The sequence below is a fragment of the Rhodanobacter sp. KK11 genome, assembly GCF_033345435.1.
Taxonomy (GTDB): domain Bacteria; phylum Pseudomonadota; class Gammaproteobacteria; order Xanthomonadales; family Rhodanobacteraceae; genus Rhodanobacter.
Window position 1 is genome coordinate 600,170 of sequence record NZ_JAWPMI010000001.1, and the last position, 14,818, is coordinate 614,987.

Annotated in this window: 13 protein-coding genes; 3 read left to right on the forward strand and 10 right to left on the reverse strand. The window is 67.5% G+C overall.

All coding sequences use genetic code 11. The features are described from left to right. Positions 1-26 precede the first annotated feature (26 nt). On the forward strand, positions 27-941 hold the full coding sequence (lpxC, locus tag R5H19_RS02590) for a UDP-3-O-acyl-N-acetylglucosamine deacetylase (protein WP_318157408.1): 915 nt from the start codon (positions 27-29) through the stop codon (positions 939-941). A gap of 177 nt (positions 942-1,118) precedes the next feature. Here the strand turns inward: lpxC and R5H19_RS02595 are convergent, their stop codons facing one another. After that, positions 1,119-1,601 (reverse strand): DUF721 domain-containing protein, encoded by a 483-nt coding sequence (locus tag R5H19_RS02595; RefSeq protein ID WP_318157409.1) that lies wholly within the window; start codon positions 1,599-1,601, stop codon positions 1,119-1,121. Positions 1,602-1,625: 24 nt separating this feature from the next. Between R5H19_RS02595 and R5H19_RS02600 the strand changes: the two genes are divergently transcribed. Both R5H19_RS02600 and secA read left to right on the forward strand, forming a co-directional pair. Continuing rightward, a complete protein-coding gene (locus R5H19_RS02600) occupies positions 1,626-2,555 on the forward strand; it encodes a peptidoglycan DD-metalloendopeptidase family protein (protein WP_318157410.1) in 930 nt (309 codons plus the stop codon). Positions 2,556-2,744: 189 nt separating this feature from the next. Next, positions 2,745-5,480: a preprotein translocase subunit SecA gene (gene secA, locus R5H19_RS02605; protein ID WP_318157411.1), complete on the forward strand. Its 2,736-nt coding sequence runs from the start codon at positions 2,745-2,747 to the stop codon at positions 5,478-5,480. Between the two features lie 99 nt (positions 5,481-5,579). Here the strand turns inward: secA and R5H19_RS02610 are convergent, their stop codons facing one another. From R5H19_RS02610 to R5H19_RS02650, 9 genes are all read right to left on the reverse strand, one after another. Beyond that, positions 5,580-6,431 carry a symmetrical bis(5'-nucleosyl)-tetraphosphatase gene (locus R5H19_RS02610; RefSeq protein WP_318157412.1) on the reverse strand — a complete coding sequence of 284 codons (852 nt, stop codon included), beginning with the start codon at positions 6,429-6,431 and terminating at the stop codon, positions 5,580-5,582. A 15-nt stretch (positions 6,432-6,446) separates the two neighbouring features. Next, positions 6,447-6,830, reverse strand: a complete 384-nt coding sequence (gene apaG, locus R5H19_RS02615) for a Co2+/Mg2+ efflux protein ApaG (protein WP_318157413.1) — start codon at positions 6,828-6,830, stop codon at positions 6,447-6,449. Between the two features lie 66 nt (positions 6,831-6,896). Then, positions 6,897-7,685: a 16S rRNA (adenine(1518)-N(6)/adenine(1519)-N(6))-dimethyltransferase RsmA gene (gene rsmA, locus R5H19_RS02620; RefSeq protein ID WP_318157414.1), complete on the reverse strand. Its 789-nt coding sequence runs from the start codon at positions 7,683-7,685 to the stop codon at positions 6,897-6,899. Between the two features lie 51 nt (positions 7,686-7,736). Beyond that, positions 7,737-8,741, reverse strand: coding sequence for a 4-hydroxythreonine-4-phosphate dehydrogenase PdxA (gene pdxA / locus R5H19_RS02625; RefSeq protein WP_318157415.1), 1,005 nt, complete (start codon positions 8,739-8,741; stop codon positions 7,737-7,739). Positions 8,742-8,756: 15 nt separating this feature from the next. Beyond that, on the reverse strand, positions 8,757-10,097 hold the full coding sequence (locus tag R5H19_RS02630) for a peptidylprolyl isomerase (protein ID WP_318157416.1): 1,341 nt from the start codon (positions 10,095-10,097) through the stop codon (positions 8,757-8,759). Between the two features lie 35 nt (positions 10,098-10,132). Next, entirely contained in the window at positions 10,133-12,514 is a 2,382-nt protein-coding gene (gene lptD, locus R5H19_RS02635) for an LPS assembly protein LptD (protein ID WP_318157417.1), read from the reverse strand. A gap of 116 nt (positions 12,515-12,630) precedes the next feature. Continuing rightward, the gene (locus tag R5H19_RS02640) at positions 12,631-13,551 is read right to left on the reverse strand and encodes a histone deacetylase family protein (protein ID WP_318157418.1); all 921 of its coding nucleotides are present in this window, start codon (positions 13,549-13,551) and stop codon (positions 12,631-12,633) included. An 11-nt stretch (positions 13,552-13,562) separates the two neighbouring features. Continuing rightward, a complete protein-coding gene (locus R5H19_RS02645; RefSeq protein ID WP_318157419.1) occupies positions 13,563-14,135 on the reverse strand; it encodes a cob(I)yrinic acid a,c-diamide adenosyltransferase in 573 nt (190 codons plus the stop codon). Positions 14,136-14,144: 9 nt separating this feature from the next. Next, on the reverse strand, positions 14,145-14,741 hold the full coding sequence (locus R5H19_RS02650) for a hypothetical protein (protein ID WP_318157420.1): 597 nt from the start codon (positions 14,739-14,741) through the stop codon (positions 14,145-14,147). Positions 14,742-14,818 lie beyond the last annotated feature (77 nt).

Below are 14,818 nucleotides of genomic sequence, written 5' to 3' on the forward strand. Positions count from 1 at the left end.
TGCTGCCTACACGGGTACCAACTACAATGATCAAGCAGCGTACGCTCAAGAACATTATCCGGGCGACCGGCGTCGGCTTGCACACGGGTGACAAGGTGTACATGACCTTGCGCCCCGCCGCGCCAAATACCGGCATCGTGTTCCGCCGCACCGACCTCGATCCGCCGGTCGATATTCGCGCCCGCCAGGACAACGTCGGCGATACCCGGTTGTCGACCACGCTGGTCGACGGCGACGTGCGCGTCTCCACGGTCGAGCATCTGCTCTCGGCGATGGCAGGCCTGGGCATCGACAACGCCTATGTCGACCTCTCCGCGCCGGAAGTGCCGATCATGGACGGCAGCGCCGGCCCGTTCGTGTTCCTGCTGCAGTCCGCCGGCATCGAAGAGCAGAACGTGGCCAAGCGCTTCATCCGGATCAAGAAGTCGGTGAAAGTGCAGGAAGGCGACAAGTGGGCCAGTTTCGAGCCGTTCGAGGGCTTCAAGGTCGGCTTCTCGATCGACTTCAACCATCCGATCATCAGCCAGCGCACCTCACGCGCCGAGATCGACTTCTCCACCACTTCCTTCGTGAAGGAAGTTAGCCGCGCCCGCACCTTCGGCTTCATGCGCGACATCGAGATGCTGCGCGAACACAACCTGGCGCTGGGCGGCTCGATGGACAACGCGGTGGTGCTCGACGACTACCGCGTGCTGAACGAAGACGGCCTGCGTTACGAGGACGAGTTCGTCAAGCACAAGATCCTCGACGCGATCGGTGATCTGTACCTGCTCGGCCACAGCCTGATCGGCGCGTACCACGCGCACAAGTCCGGCCACGAGCTGAACAACAAGCTGCTGCGCACGCTTATGGCCGACGCCTCGGCGTGGGAAGAGGTCAGCTACCAGGACGACCCGGCCACCTCGCCGATCTCCTACGCCCACCCGGCGCAGGCGATCTGAAGAAGCCGCTTTTCCACAAAGCCATCACAAAAAAAGGCCGTGTCGCGCGACACGGCCTTTTTTTGTGATGGCAACCGCGTTTCGGTCGCGTCGCGGTTCACGCCTCCATGACATGCCGGATCATTTCTTAACAAATTGCATGCTATAAAACCGCCACCGGCATGCAGGGCGCACCGTTCAGTCCGTGCCGGGCGAGGGGGAATCAGCGGTTTCGGCGAAGGACGCCAGCTCAACGAACAGCGCCCGCAATTCGGGGTCTGTGAATGACGCGGCGGCGGCCCTGAGGTGGGCGGCGGCAGCAGGCGAAAGCGGTTTCGACCGGTCCGGCGCTTCAACTGCCGGCGGTGGGGGGACCACTTTCACGGTGACTGAACTGGCGCAGGTGCCGATGGCATGTGCGGCGGCAAGGATTTGCGTCTGCATCAAGCGCAGGCGCGATGCCCAGCCCGGTGAGGAAGCCAGGAAGACGAGGCGGTCGTTGCGCAGGTTGGCGAATCTCACCTGCTCGCGCAACGGCGATGGCAACGTCTGGCGCAGTGCGCGGTCCAGCGCTTCCAGCGCGTCGGCCTTTCGGGCCAGCGTCGCGAAGGAGCCGCAGTCGGCGAGGGGCTTCGGTCCGTTGCCGATGCGGCGGGAAGTGGCCGGGGTGGCGCGTTGCATGCCGGAATTCGACCCTGGAAAGACATGCAGATCATACTCGTATCGCGCGCCCGCAAACTGCCGAAGACTCTCGACCTGGCGGACCGTCGCCTGCGCTGGAAGCTGTTCTCGGCAGCCGCGCTGGCGGTACTCGGGTGCATGGGAATGGGTGTGGCGCTGGCCGTGCTGGTGGCCAGTCCGCGTGACCGGGCGCTGGCCGAGATCCGCGACCTGCAGCGGCAGATCCGGCAGCAGGACGCCGATTTGACCGGTGTACGCCAGGAGGCCCAGCGCGGGCTCGATGCGTTGGCCGTGAAGCTGGGTCAGCTGCAAGCCCAGTCGACCCGCCTGAACGCGCTTGGTGAACGTCTGGCCGAGGTGGGCAAGCTCGACGACGGCGAATTCGATTTCGACCAGCAGCCGGCGGTCGGCGGCGCCGAGGACGCCGGCAGCAGCGCCTATGCCCTGCCGCCTGCGCTGGATGACAGCATCAACCAGCTGGCCAGCCAGTTCGATCGGCAGCAGGCGCAGCTGTCGGCGTTGCAGAGCCTGCTGCTGGATGCCCGGATCGAGTCCAACCTGAAGCCGACCGGGATGCCGGTGGCTGGCTATATCTCTTCCTATTTCGGCGTGCGCGCGGATCCGTTCGACGGTCGCTCGGCGCGGCACACCGGCATCGATATCTCGACCCCCTACGGCACGGCAGTGCACACCGTGGCCGAAGGCATGGTGACCTTCGCCGGCGTGCGCAAGGGCTATGGCAACGTGGTCGAGATCGACCACGGCAACGGCTACATGACCCGCTACGCGCACAACAGCGCGCTGGTGGCGCGCCCCGGCCAGCATGTGCAGGTGGGCGACGTGGTGGCCCGGGCCGGCTCCACCGGCCGTTCCACCGGGTCGCACGTGCATTTCGAGGTCTGGTACGGCGGGCGCGTGGTCAATCCGCTGGCGTTCGTGCGCAATCACCGTTGACGCCGCCTCCCCCGCCTTGCCATCCCTTGAATCCCGCCCCGGCCGGCGCCATTCAGAGTGGCGCTGCGGCTTGACCGGCCAACCGCGCGCGGCGTAACCGGCCCGCGGGCGGCGCCCGGTTGGCATGTAGTAACATGCCCGATTGGCCCGCGTCCGCCGCAGGCATTTCACTCCCAACCCGGAAAATCGATGTTCAATCGTGCCCTGACGAGCCTGTTTGGCAGCCGCAACGAACGCGTATTGCGCCAGCTTTCCAAGAGTGTCAACCGCATCAATGCGCTGGAGCCCGAATTCGAAAAGCTGAGCGATGACGAACTGCGCGGCAAGACCGATGCGTTCAAGCAGCGTGTCGCCGCCGGCGAATCGCTGGACAAGCTGCTGCCGGAGGCATTCGCGGTGGTGCGCGAGGCGGCCAAGCGCACCCTGGGCATGCGCCATTACGACGTGCAGATGATCGGCGGCATGGTGCTGCATCAAGGCAAGATCGCCGAGATGCGCACCGGCGAGGGCAAGACCCTGGTCGGCACGCTGCCGGTCTACCTGAATGCGCTGGCCGGCAAGGGCGTGCACGTGGTCACCGTGAACGACTACCTGGCGCGGCGCGACTCGGCCCAGATGGGCAAGCTGTACAACTTCCTCGGCCTGAGCGTGGGCGTGGTGTATCCGGGCATGGACCACGCCGACAAGCACGCCGCCTACGCCGCCGACATCACCTACGGCACCAACAACGAATTCGGCTTCGACTACCTGCGCGACAACATGGCGCTCAGCAAGGAGCAGCGCTACCAGCGCGGCCTGCACTACGCGATCGTCGACGAAGTCGACTCGATCCTGATCGACGAGGCACGCACGCCGCTGATCATCTCCGGCCCGGCCGAGGATTCCCCGCAGCTGTACATCGCGGTGAACAAGATCGTGCCGCACATGCTGCGCCAGGCCGAGGAGAACGGCGAGGGCGACTACTGGGTCGACGAGAAGCAGAAGCAGGTGCACCTGTCCGAGGCGGGCATGCAGCACGCCGACGAGCTGCTGCGCGAGGCCGGCGTGATCGACGCGGACAGCGGCCTGTACGACTCCAAGAACCTGGCGGTGGTGCATCACCTCAACGCCGCGCTGCGCGCCAACGGCATCTACCAGCGCGACGTGGACTACATCGTGCGCGACGGCGAGGTGATCATCGTCGACGAGTTCACCGGCCGCACGCTGCCGGGCCGCCGCTGGTCGGACGGCCTGCATCAGGCGGTGGAGGCGAAGGAGGGCGTGCCGATCCAGCGCGAGAACCAGACGCTGGCCACGGTGACGTTCCAGAACCTGTTCCGCATGTACAAGAAGCTGGCCGGCATGACCGGCACGGCCGACACCGAGGCGTTCGAGTTCCAGAGCATCTACGGCCTGGAGGTGGTGGTGATCCCCACCCACAAGCCGATGATCCGCAAGGACAACCCGGACATGATCTTCCTGTCGCAGACGCCGAAGTACAACTCGGTGATCGAGGACATCAAAGATTGCCACAAGCGCGGCCAGCCGGTGCTGGTGGGCACCACCTCGATCGAGGTGTCCGAACTGCTGTCCGGTCTGCTGAAGAAGGCCGGCGTGGCGCATGAGGTGCTGAACGCCAAGCAGCATGAGCGCGAGGCGCACATCGTGGCCCAGGCCGGTGCGCCCGGCCAGGTCACCATCGCCACCAACATGGCCGGCCGCGGCACCGACATCGTGCTCGGCGGCAGCCTGGAGGCGGCGCTGGCGGCGCTGCCGGCGGATGCCAGCGAGGTCGACCGCGCCCGCGTCAAGGCCGAGTGGAAGAAATTGCACGACCAGGTGGTCGCCGCCGGCGGCCTGCACATCATCGGCACCGAGCGGCACGAGTCGCGGCGCATCGACAACCAGTTGCGCGGCCGTTCCGGCCGCCAGGGCGACCCGGGTTCCTCGCGCTTCTACCTGTCGCTGGAAGACAACCTGCTGCGCATCTTCGGCGGCGAGGGCCTGGTGCGCTGGATGAAGCGCTTCGGCATGAAGGACGACGACGCGCTGGAAGACCGCATGATCAGCCGGCAGATCGAGAAGGCGCAGCGCAAGGTCGAGCAGCACAACTTCGACATCCGCAAGCACCTGCTGGAGTTCGACAACGTCGCCAACGACCAGCGCAAGGTGATCTATCGCCAGCGCGACGAGCTGCTCGATGGCGACGATGTGCAGGCCACTGTCGCCGACATCCGCGACGATGTGGTGCAGAGCATGGTGCGCGCGTATGTGCCGGACGACAGCATCGACGAGCAGTGGGATCTGCCCGGCCTCGACCGCGAGCTGGAAAGCGAGCTTGGCCTGTCGCTCGACCTCAAGCACTGGGTCGAGCAGCAGCAGGAGATCGACGCGAAGATGATCCTCGAGCACGTGCGCGGCGCGGTGGACGAGCTGTTCCAGGCGAAGGAGGCGCAGATCGGCGCCGAAACCATGCGCCAGCTGGAAAAGCACATCATGTTGACCGTGGTCGACAACGCCTGGAAGGATCACCTGGCCAGCATGGATTACCTGCGCCAGGGTATCTACCTGGTCGGCTACGCGCAGCAGGACCCGAAACAGGCGTTCAAGCGCGAGTCGTTCAAGCTGTTTTCCGGCATGCTCGAGCGGATCAAGGCCGAAGTGATACAGATGCTGGCGCGGATCCGCATCCGCAGCGAGGAGGAAGTCGCCGCGATGGAGGCCGAGCAGCGGCGCCTGGCCGATCGCCTGCAGAAGCAGATGCTGGCCAGCGGCGGCGGCGCGCCGGCGGAAGGCGCGTTCGGCGGCGAGGCGCAGCCCGCCGCCGGCGCCGGCGTGCGCCTGGCCCAGCCGGCGCAGCATGCCGGCCCCAAGGTCGGCCGCAACGATCCGTGCCCGTGCGGCTCGGGCAAGAAGTACAAGCATTGCCACGGCCAGCTGACCTGAGCGGAAAGCCCTAAGGAGTGAGTGAGGGGGAGCGGGGAGCGGGAAAAAGCCGCTCGGCCTGCTTTCTCCGCCTGCATCTTTTCACGCGTTCTCCGCGCTTCAGTCCTCGCCGCCCGGCGGCCGCTTGCGGTGCGGCTCGGCATTGACGGTGAAATAGCGCGGCTCCTCCCCGTCCAGTTGCAGGGCGGTGAGTTGGCCGCCCCAGACGCAGCCGGTGTCGATCGCGTGCACGCCGAGGCCGGCGAAGCGGCCCAGCGCCGACCAATGGCCGCAGACGATGCGGGTGTCGCGCCGGCGCATGCCGGGGACCTCGAACCACGGATACAATCCGGCTTTCTGCGTGCCGGGGATGCCTTTCGCCTCGAAGTCGATGCGGCCGTTGACGTCGCAGTAGCGCATCCGGGTCATCGTGTTGATGGTGGCGCGCTGGCGGTCCAGTCCCTGCAGCCGGCTCGACCACATCGCCGGCCGGTTGCCGAACAGGTTGTGCAGCAATCGCGGATGGCGCGGGCTGGACAGCTCGCGCTCTACGTCCTGTGCGGCGCGCTGCGCCTGGCGCAACGTCCACATCGGCGCCAGGCCGGCGTGCACCATGGTCCAGTTGAGCTGCTCGTCGTGGTGCAGCAGCTTCTGCGAGCGCAGCCACTCGAACAGCACCGGTGCGTCGTCGGCGAACAGCACCTCGCGCAGCTCGGGGTTTACCCGTGCCTGCGCATCGGGCCGGCGCTGGGCGATCGCCAGCAGGCTGAGGTCATGGTTGCCCAGGGTAACCACGCTGAGTTCGCGCAGGCCGTGGATCAGTCGCAACGTGGCCAGCGACTGGCCGCCGCGGTTCACCAGGTCGCCGCAGAACCACAGCCGGTCCTGCGTCGGGTCGAAGCGCAGCTTGTCGAGCAGGCGTTGCAGTTCGGGATAGCAGCCCTGCACGTCGCCGATCGCGTACGTAGCCATGTCAGCGCAGGGCCATCAGTGCAGCGTACGCGGAATGGACAGGGTGAAGGTCGGGATGGGGGCCTCGAACTCCGTGCCGTCGTCGGCCAGCATCCGGTAGCTGCCGCCCATGATGCCGACCGGAGTTTCCAGCACCGCGCCGGAGGTGTATTCGAAATCGTCGCCGGGCCGCATCCACGGTTGTTCGCCGACCACGCCTTCGCCGGTCACTTCCTCGACCTTGCCGTTGGCGTCGGTGATCATCCAGCGGCGGGCGAGCAGGCGCGCGGGCATCTTGCCGGCGTTGCGCAGGGTAACGGTGTAGGCGAAAACATAGCGATTGTCGCCGGGCTTCGATTGGTCGGGGACGAAGCGGGTTTCGACCTGCACGTCGATCGTGTAGGAGGATTTTTCAGTCATGCCCGGATTGTAAGGCCTGTCGCCGCGAATGGGGCGGCGGCCGCGACCGGGAGGCCGTTTCCGGCGTCAGGACTCGCCGTAGATCCTGGCCAGGCGCACGAAATCGGCCGGGGCGAGGGTTTCGGCGCGCGCCTTCGGGTCGACGTCGGCGCGGCGGATCGCGTCGGCGTCGAGCCATTGCCGCAGCGCATTGGCCAGCGTCTTGCGGCGTTGCCCGAACGCGGCCTTGACCACGGCGTAGACGTGTTCGGGCTGCGCGTCGTGCAGTTCGTGGGCCGGCAACGGCAGCAGCCGCACCACTGCGGACTCCACCTTCGGCGGCGGGCGGAACGCTTCGGGCGGAACCTCGAACAACGGCTCGACCCGACACGCCAGCTGCAGCATCACCGACAGTCGGCCGTATACCTTGCTGCCGGGTTCGGCGGCCATGCGTTCGACCACCTCCTTCTGCAGCATGAAGTGCATGTCCTGGATCGCTGCAGCATGCTCGACGCAGTGGAACAGGATCGGGCTGGAGATGTAGTACGGCAGGTTGCCGGCGATGCGCAGCTTCGGCACGCCATGGCTGTGCGCCAGAGCGGTGAAGTCCACCTTCAGCACGTCGGCATGGATGACATGCAGTTCGCCCGCGGCAGCGGCGCGCGCCTGCAGGCCGGGGATCAGGTCGGTGTCCAGCTCGATGGCGGTGAGCCTGCGCGCCGCCGCCAGCAGCGGGAGGGTCAGCGCACCTTCGCCGGGGCCGATTTCGACCACGAAGTCCTCCGCCCGCGGCGCGATCGCGCTGACGATGCGGTCGATGTAGCGCCGGTCGTGCAGGAAGTGCTGGCCGAAGCTTTTCTTGGGGCGCGCGTTCATGAGGCAGGAGCGAGTGGAGGGGAGTGGAAAACGAGCAGGGCAGCCTTGCCTTCAATCATGGCTCACTCCCCTGCGCTCGTTTCTGCGCTGCACCAGCGCGAGCGCCATGTTCGCCGCGGCGATCAGGCTGGCCGGATCGGCGGCACCGGTACCGGCGAGGTCCAGTGCGGTGCCATGGTCGACCGAGGTGCGGATGAACGGCAGGCCGAGGGTGAGGTTCACGGTGCGGTCAAACGCCTCGCTCTTCAGCACCGGAAGGGCCTGGTCGTGGTACATCGCCAGCACCGCGTCGTAGCGTGCGCGCTGCGCCGGCACGAACGCGGTGTCGGCGGGCAGCGGGCCGAGCAGGTGCATGCCTTCGCCACGCAAGGCGTCGAGTACCGGGATCAGCGTGTCGATCTCCTCGTGGCCAAGGTGGCCACCTTCGCCGGCGTGCGGGTTGAGGCCGAGCACCGCGATGCGCGGCTCGGCGATGCCGAACTTGCGTCGCAGTTCGGCGTGCACGATGCGCAGCGTGCGGCCCAGCGCCGCCGGCGTGATCGCCGCCGGCACCGCCGCCAGCGGCAGGTGGGTGGTGGCCAGCGCCACCCGCAGTTCCGGGCTGGCCAGCATCATCACCACCTCGGCGTGCGCGCGTTCGGCGAAGAATTCGGTGTGCCCGCTGAAACGGATGCCGGCGTCGTTGATCGAGGATTTCTGCAGCGGCGCGGTGACCACCGCGTCGTAGCGGCAGGCCATGCAGCCGTCGGCGGCCTCGGCCAGCGTATCCAGCACGTGCCGGGCGTTGCGCGGATCGGGCCGGCCGGGGACTTCGTCGACGGTCAGTGGAAGGTGGTGCACGCGCAGCGTGCCGGGGCGACGCACCGCTTCGCGGTCGCCGTCGTCATCGGCCAGTTCGATGTTCAGGCCACAGCGCGAGGCGGCGCGCTGCAGCAGGTCGCGATCGGCGACCGCCACCAGGCTGGCCGCCAGCGGCGTGGCGGCCAGCCGGATCAGCAGTTCGGGGCCGACGCCCGCCGGCTCGCCCGCGGTCAGCGCGAGCCGGGGCAGTGGCATGGCGTCCAACCGCCCTTACGGCGAGTTGGCGGCAGCCTGGCTGTCCGCTTCGCGCAGCCCGGGTACCAGGATGTCGATGTAGGCGTTGGAGCGCAGGTCGCGCAGGTAGTCGTCGTAAGCCTGCTCGGACTTGCGCGTGCCAATGGCCTGGCGCGCCTGGTCACGCTCGATCTGCACGGTCTGGTCGCTCTGGCGTTCGCCGAGGCGCTGCAGGATGTGCCAGCCGGCGGCGCTCTGGAACGGCTGCGACACCTGGTTGTCCTTCAGCTGACCCAGTTGCACGGCGATCGCCTGGCCCCATGCCTGCGGCGGGAACCAGCCCATGTCGCCGCCGAGGTTCGCGGTGGTGTCGTCCTTGGAATTTTCCTTGGCCAGGGTGGCGAAGTCCTCGTGCTTGTCGACGATGCGGTGATACAGGTCCCGCGCCTTCTGCTCGGCCTGGGCCGGCGTGACCAGCTCGCTCGGCTTGATCAGGATCTGCCGCGCATGCACCTCGGTGACCAGCTTGCGGCTGCTCTGGCGCTGGTCGACCAGCTTGAGGATGTGGAAACCGGTCGGGCCGCGCAGCGCCGCGCTGACGTCGCCGGGCTTCATCGAGGCGATGGTGTCGGCGAAGGCGGGCGGAATCTCGTCCAGCCGGCGCCAGCCGAGGTCGCCGCCGTCGAGCGCATCGGGAGCATCGGAGTAGCGGATCGCGGCGGCGTTGAAATCCATGCCGCCCTTGATCGCGGCCAGCGCCTGCGCGGCCTTGGCCTGGCTGGCCTGGATCGCGGCGGCGTCGGCACCGCCGGGAATGCTGATCTGGATATGCGCCAGGTGCACTTCGCCAGCCTTGTAGGTCGGACTGCTGAGCAGGTTGTCGATCTCGCTGTCGGTGACCGAAACCGAGTCCTGCACCACGCTCTGGTGCAGCCGCTGCACGGTGATCTGGTCGGCGATCTGCTCGCGGAACGCGGCGAAGCTGGAGCCGCTGCGTTCCACCTCGGCGCGCAGCTGCTCGGGGCTGAGCTTGTTCTGCTGGGCCACGCCCTGGATCGCCTGGTCGACGTCGGCGTCGGACACGTGGATGCCCTGGTCCTGCGCCTTCTGGATCTGCAGGCGCATCAGCACCAGCCGGTTGAGCACCTGCTGCTGCAGCACGTTCATCGGCGGCAACTGGTCGGCGTGGCCGGCGTACTGCTGTTGCACCGAGAGCACGGCATCGTTCAGTTCGCTCTGCAGGATCACGTCGTCATTGACCACCGCCACGATGCGGTCCAGCGGCTGGTCGGCCGGCGCGGTCGGCGTCAGCAGCTGGGCGTGGACGGGGAGCGCGGCCGCAAGCGCGAGCAGGAGGGATGCAAGGGATCGCTTCATCGATGAAAAGCCTGATTTCGCCGGGGCGAATGCGTTTATTGATAGCCGAGAATATCACGGCGCAGCAGTGGATCGATTTGACCGCCGGTGGAACCGAGCCCCTTGAAAACCACCTCGAACATGACGGCGTTGTCGCGATGGTTGAGGTTGCTGCCGACCGGCGCCGGGCCGATGCCGTAGTAACTCTGGTTCACGTAGCTGCGCCCGACCAGCCGCAGCGACACGCAACAACTGTCGTATTCCACGCCGGCCAGCGCATCGACGCTCTCGCGATCCTTGACCGAATAGGTCCACGCGCCCACCAGCCGCCAGCGCTCGGACACCGGGTAGACCACGGAGGCGCTGTATTGTTCCAGCAGGCCGCGGCGATAGCGGTAGGAGAAGTTGAAGACGCCGTCGGTGCGCAGGCGCCGCTGCAGCTGCACTGCGGCCATGTCGGTGAGGCGGGTGTTCGGGCTCCACTGGTAGGCGCTGTTCAGGCGCCAGCGGTCGCTGAGCTGCACGTCGAGCTGGGCCACGTAGGCCGAACGGACCCAGTCGGTGGCCAGCACTTTCTGCGGGCTGAAATAGTGGATCTGGCCGATGCTGGCCGACACCCGCTCGACGCCGCCGTCATCGAGCAGGCGGGTGGTGAGCGCCGCGGTGAGGTTGTTCGCGTCCATCTGGCGGTCGGCGCCGGAGAACCGGTTGGTCGAGAACAGTTGCCAGTAGTCGAACGACATCACGTTGGTGTCGAACAGCGGCAGGTTGTTCTGGTTGCGGTACGGCACGTACAGGTAGTACAGCCGCGGCTCCAGGGTCTGCGTGTAGCTGTTGCCGAACAGCGTGGTGCTGCGATCGAACACCAGCCCGCTGTCGAGGCTGACGATCGGCAGCGAGCGACTCGGCGACTTCCGGTTGAACGGCGTGGTCGCGCCGCTGCCGAGCAGCCCGTAATAGCCGTAATTCTGATAGTCGCTGCCCAGTTGGTAGGCGGTGTAACGGTAGGCCAGCCGCGGCCGCACGAACCAGGCGGAGGTGCCGAAATCGGCGGCCAGATAGGGGTAGAGATCCTCGCGATGGCCATCGACGAAGCTGGTCTTGCGGAACGCCACGGCCGAGGTGTCCATGCCGAATTCCAGCCAGCGCGACAGCGGCACGTTCATGCTGAACTTCGCGTAGGGCAGCTGCTTGTACGGCAGTCCGCTGTCGGTCACGAACGGGTTCACGTTCTGGTAGATGGTGCCGCCGAAGGAGGCATTCCACCACTTGCCGCCGCCCACGATCGCGGCATTCGAGCCCAGCGTGTAGACCGCCGCGTGGGACAGGGCGTCGCCATAGTCGTACAGGTAGCTGCTGTCCGAGGCATGGTTGTACGAACCTACGAACTGCCAGCCTTTCCACAACTGCGTGCGATCGGAGAACTGGACCAGGTAGCGGGAATCGCCCTGGGTGTCGGCGAGGCCGTCGCTCTTGCCGTGGTCATTCGGCACATATTCGACGTTGAGCTGGCCGTTGCTGCCCGGTGTCAGGTAACGGAATTCGCCGGCCAGCATCGCGCCGCGCTCACTGTAGATGCGCGGGTCCAGCGTAGCGTCGTAGTTCGGCGCCAGGTTCAGGTAGTACGGCGTGCTGATCTCGTAGCCCGAGCGGCCGGTGTGGCCGACGGTCGGGTAGAGGAAGCCGCTCTTGCGGCGGTCGTCGACCGGGAAACTGAAATACGGCAGATACAGGAACGGCACATTGCCGAGGCGCATGGTGGCGTTGCGCGCCACGCCGACGCCGGTTTCCTTGTCGATGGTGATCGACTTGGCGCGGAACTCCCACAGGTGGTGGCCGACGTCGCAAGTGGAGTAGGTGGCTTGCGAGTAGCGTGTGTGCTGCGCGTCCAGCATCTGGCCCTGGCCGGCCGTACCGTTGCCGCGCGCGTCGAGCATCTGGTAACGCACATCGTTGGCGATGCCGCGACTGGCCTCGGTGTTGCCGCGCATGCTCGAGGCAGCCAGCAGCTGGCCGGCCTCCTGGTAGCGCACGTTGCCGCGGGCATCGTAGTCGGTGCTTTCGTCGTTGTAGTCAATGCGGTCGGCCTGTAACTGCTGGTCGGCACGTTGCAGCTTCACATCGCCGGACAGGTGGTAGACGGACTGGTTGGAGCTGTCCACGTGCTGAGCTTGCACCAGGGTCGGACTGGTCTCGCGCAGGCTGGCGTCCTTGCCCAGGCTGGGATCGTAGAACTCCAGCAAGGCATTGGGCCGGCACATCGCGTAGTTGAGCGGGCGCGGCGCGCAGTGGAACGAACCCAGCGGGCAGGCTTGGTCGACCGGGGTCACGGGGCTTGTGGGGGAGGACTGGGCGTTGCTGGCGTCGGCTTGGCCACCGATCAAGGCGAGGGCGGCAGCGACCGCCAGCAGGCGGCGTGGGGGTAGCTTGGGTGTCACGGGGAATCTGCCGGCTTCGAAGGCTCGTTAAGCTAGCAGAAAGACCCCCCGGACGGCAGATGAACGTTTCCCGCCGCACGCCGGGATTCAGCGCGGGCATGCGCCACGCGCGGGAGTTATTCCAGGAGGGCGCCGACGTGCGCGCTGACGCTGGCGGCCAGCGCGGCCAGGTCGTAACCGCCTTCCAGGGTGGAGACCAGCCGCCCGTTGGCATGCGTGTCGGCCAGCGCCACCAGGCGCTGGGTGATCCACGCGTAGTCTTCGTTGCCCAGCCGGATGTCGGCCAGCGGGTCGTTGCGGTGGGCGTCGAAGCCGGCCGAGATCAGCAGCAGTTGCGGCTTGAAGGCGTGCAATCGCGGCAGCAGCACGGCGTCCCACAGTTCGCGGAACTCGTGCGAGCCGGCGCCGGGCGACAGCACGCCGTTGACGACGTTGCCGCAGCCGCGTTCGTCCTCGCCGCCGCTGTCCGGGTACAGCGGCGACTGGTGGCTGGAGACGAACAGCACGCGCGGTTCGCGCTCGAAGATGTCCTGGGTGCCGTTGCCGTGGTGCACGTCGAAGTCGGCGATCGCCACCCGCTTCAGCCCGTGCGCGGCCAGCGCATGGGCGGCCGCCACGGCGACGTTGTTGAGCAGGCAAAAGCCCATCGCCTGTTCGCGCGTGGCGTGGTGGCCGGGCGGGCGTACTGCGCAGAAGGCGCGCCGAGCGCTGCCGCCGAGCACCGCGTCGACCGCGGCCGCCGCGGCACCGGCCGCACGCAGTGCAGCCTCGGTCGAGCCGGGGCCCATCACGGTGTCCGGATCCAGCGCAAGCACGTCGCCGGGAGGCGCGCCGAGCAGGACCTCCCTGACATGGGCCTCGCCGTGCACCCGCAGCAGCTGGTCGCGGGTGGCCGGCGGCGCCTCGATGCGGTCCAGTGCGGCGAAACGGTCGTGGTCCAGCGCCCGCAGCACCGCGTGCAGCCGCGCCGGACGCTCGACGTGGCCCGGGCCGGGATCGTGCTGCAGGCAGGCGGGATGGGTGTACAGCCGCAACACGACGGCGTCGCTCAGGCGGAAGGCTTGGGCTTGCGCCGGCGCTCGTGCTGCCACAGCACCTCGCCGTGGCCGCTGGCGCGCGCCAGCACGCGCGAGATCACGAACAGCAGGTCGGAGAGGCGGTTGAGATAGCGCTGCGGCTGGCTGCGGATCTGCTCCACCCGCGCCAGCGCGATCACCTCGCGCTCGGCGCGGCGGCACACGGTGCGCGCCAGGTGGCCGCAAGCCGCGGCCATGCCGCCGCCGGGCAGGATGAATTCCTTCAGTGGCGGCAGCGGTTCGTTGAGCGTGTCGAGGATGTGTTCCAGCCGTTCGATGTCGGCGTCCTCGACCATCGCCATGCCGGGAATGCACAACTCGCCGCCGAGGTCGAAAAGATCGTGTTGCACCTGGGTCAACGCCTCGCGTATCTCGTCGCCGACGCCGTCGGCGGCCAGCAGCATGCCGATCGTGCTGTTGAGCTCGTCCACCGTGCCGTAGGCGTTGACCCGCGGCGAATCCTTGCCCACCCGCGAGCCGTCGCCGAGGCCGGTGCTGCCGTCGTCGCCGGTGCGCGTGTAGATCTTCGAGAGGCGGTTGCCCATCGTGCCGGCTTAGTGGTTCAGGCCGGGTTGGCCCGCGCCGCGCAAGGCCCGCGTCAGCAGCGTCACGCCCACGTGCAGCACGGCGCCGATGCCCACGTACAGCGCGGTGGTGCCCAGGAACGGCAGGTACCAGTCGCCCAGGTTGGCGAACCAGTTGGCCGTGCTGCGCGGCAGCGGCACACTGGCGCCGAGCCAATAGAAACTGCCGTTGGAGATCAGGTAGCAGACCGCCTCGCTGACCACCAGGGCCACTGCGGCCAGGCCCAGCGTGGGCAGGCGCAGGCCGGACTGGTGACGGGCCAGCCAGCTGCCGCCGAACCACAGCGCGCCGAAGTACACCGGCATCGTCCAGTACGCCGGCGAGACGCAGTAGTGGCTCCAGAAGTCGAGCCCGGCGGCCGTGATCGCGAAGAAATCGACCAGCACCGCCTCGGCGATCAGTAGCGGGAACGCCCAGCGTGCGGAGCCGCGCAGCCAGAAGCCGGCGAGGAAGAACACGCCCCACGAGGCATCCGGCAGGGCGCCGAAATGATGCAGGCGGGTCGCCGCCATCATCAGGGCCAACAGCAGGAAGATGCCGATGCGTTGGGTCTGCGACTTGGCCATGTGGAGTACTCCGTGCGGGCGACTGGACAGACCGCTAGTCTAGCCCAACGGGCTGCAACGCCGACAGCGCCAGCGCG

Coding starts and splice junctions, on each gene's coding strand:
- apaG (WP_318157413.1), bottom strand. CDS start 6,830: ATGACTGAAAAATCCTCCTACACGATCGACGTGCAGGTCGAAACCCGC.
- pdxA (WP_318157415.1), bottom strand. CDS start 8,741: ATGCCACTGCCCCGGCTCGCGCTGACCGCGGGCGAGCCGGCGGGCGTC.
- R5H19_RS02595 (WP_318157409.1), bottom strand. CDS start 1,601: ATGCAACGCGCCACCCCGGCCACTTCCCGCCGCATCGGCAACGGACCG.
- R5H19_RS02650 (WP_318157420.1), bottom strand. CDS start 14,741: ATGGCCAAGTCGCAGACCCAACGCATCGGCATCTTCCTGCTGTTGGCC.
- R5H19_RS02645 (WP_318157419.1), bottom strand. CDS start 14,135: ATGGGCAACCGCCTCTCGAAGATCTACACGCGCACCGGCGACGACGGC.
- R5H19_RS02600 (WP_318157410.1), top strand. CDS start 1,626: ATGCAGATCATACTCGTATCGCGCGCCCGCAAACTGCCGAAGACTCTC.
- R5H19_RS02610 (WP_318157412.1), bottom strand. CDS start 6,431: ATGGCTACGTACGCGATCGGCGACGTGCAGGGCTGCTATCCCGAACTG.
- rsmA (WP_318157414.1), bottom strand. CDS start 7,685: ATGAACGCGCGCCCCAAGAAAAGCTTCGGCCAGCACTTCCTGCACGAC.
- secA (WP_318157411.1), top strand. CDS start 2,745: ATGTTCAATCGTGCCCTGACGAGCCTGTTTGGCAGCCGCAACGAACGC.
- R5H19_RS02630 (WP_318157416.1), bottom strand. CDS start 10,097: ATGAAGCGATCCCTTGCATCCCTCCTGCTCGCGCTTGCGGCCGCGCTC.
- lpxC (WP_318157408.1), top strand. CDS start 27: ATGATCAAGCAGCGTACGCTCAAGAACATTATCCGGGCGACCGGCGTC.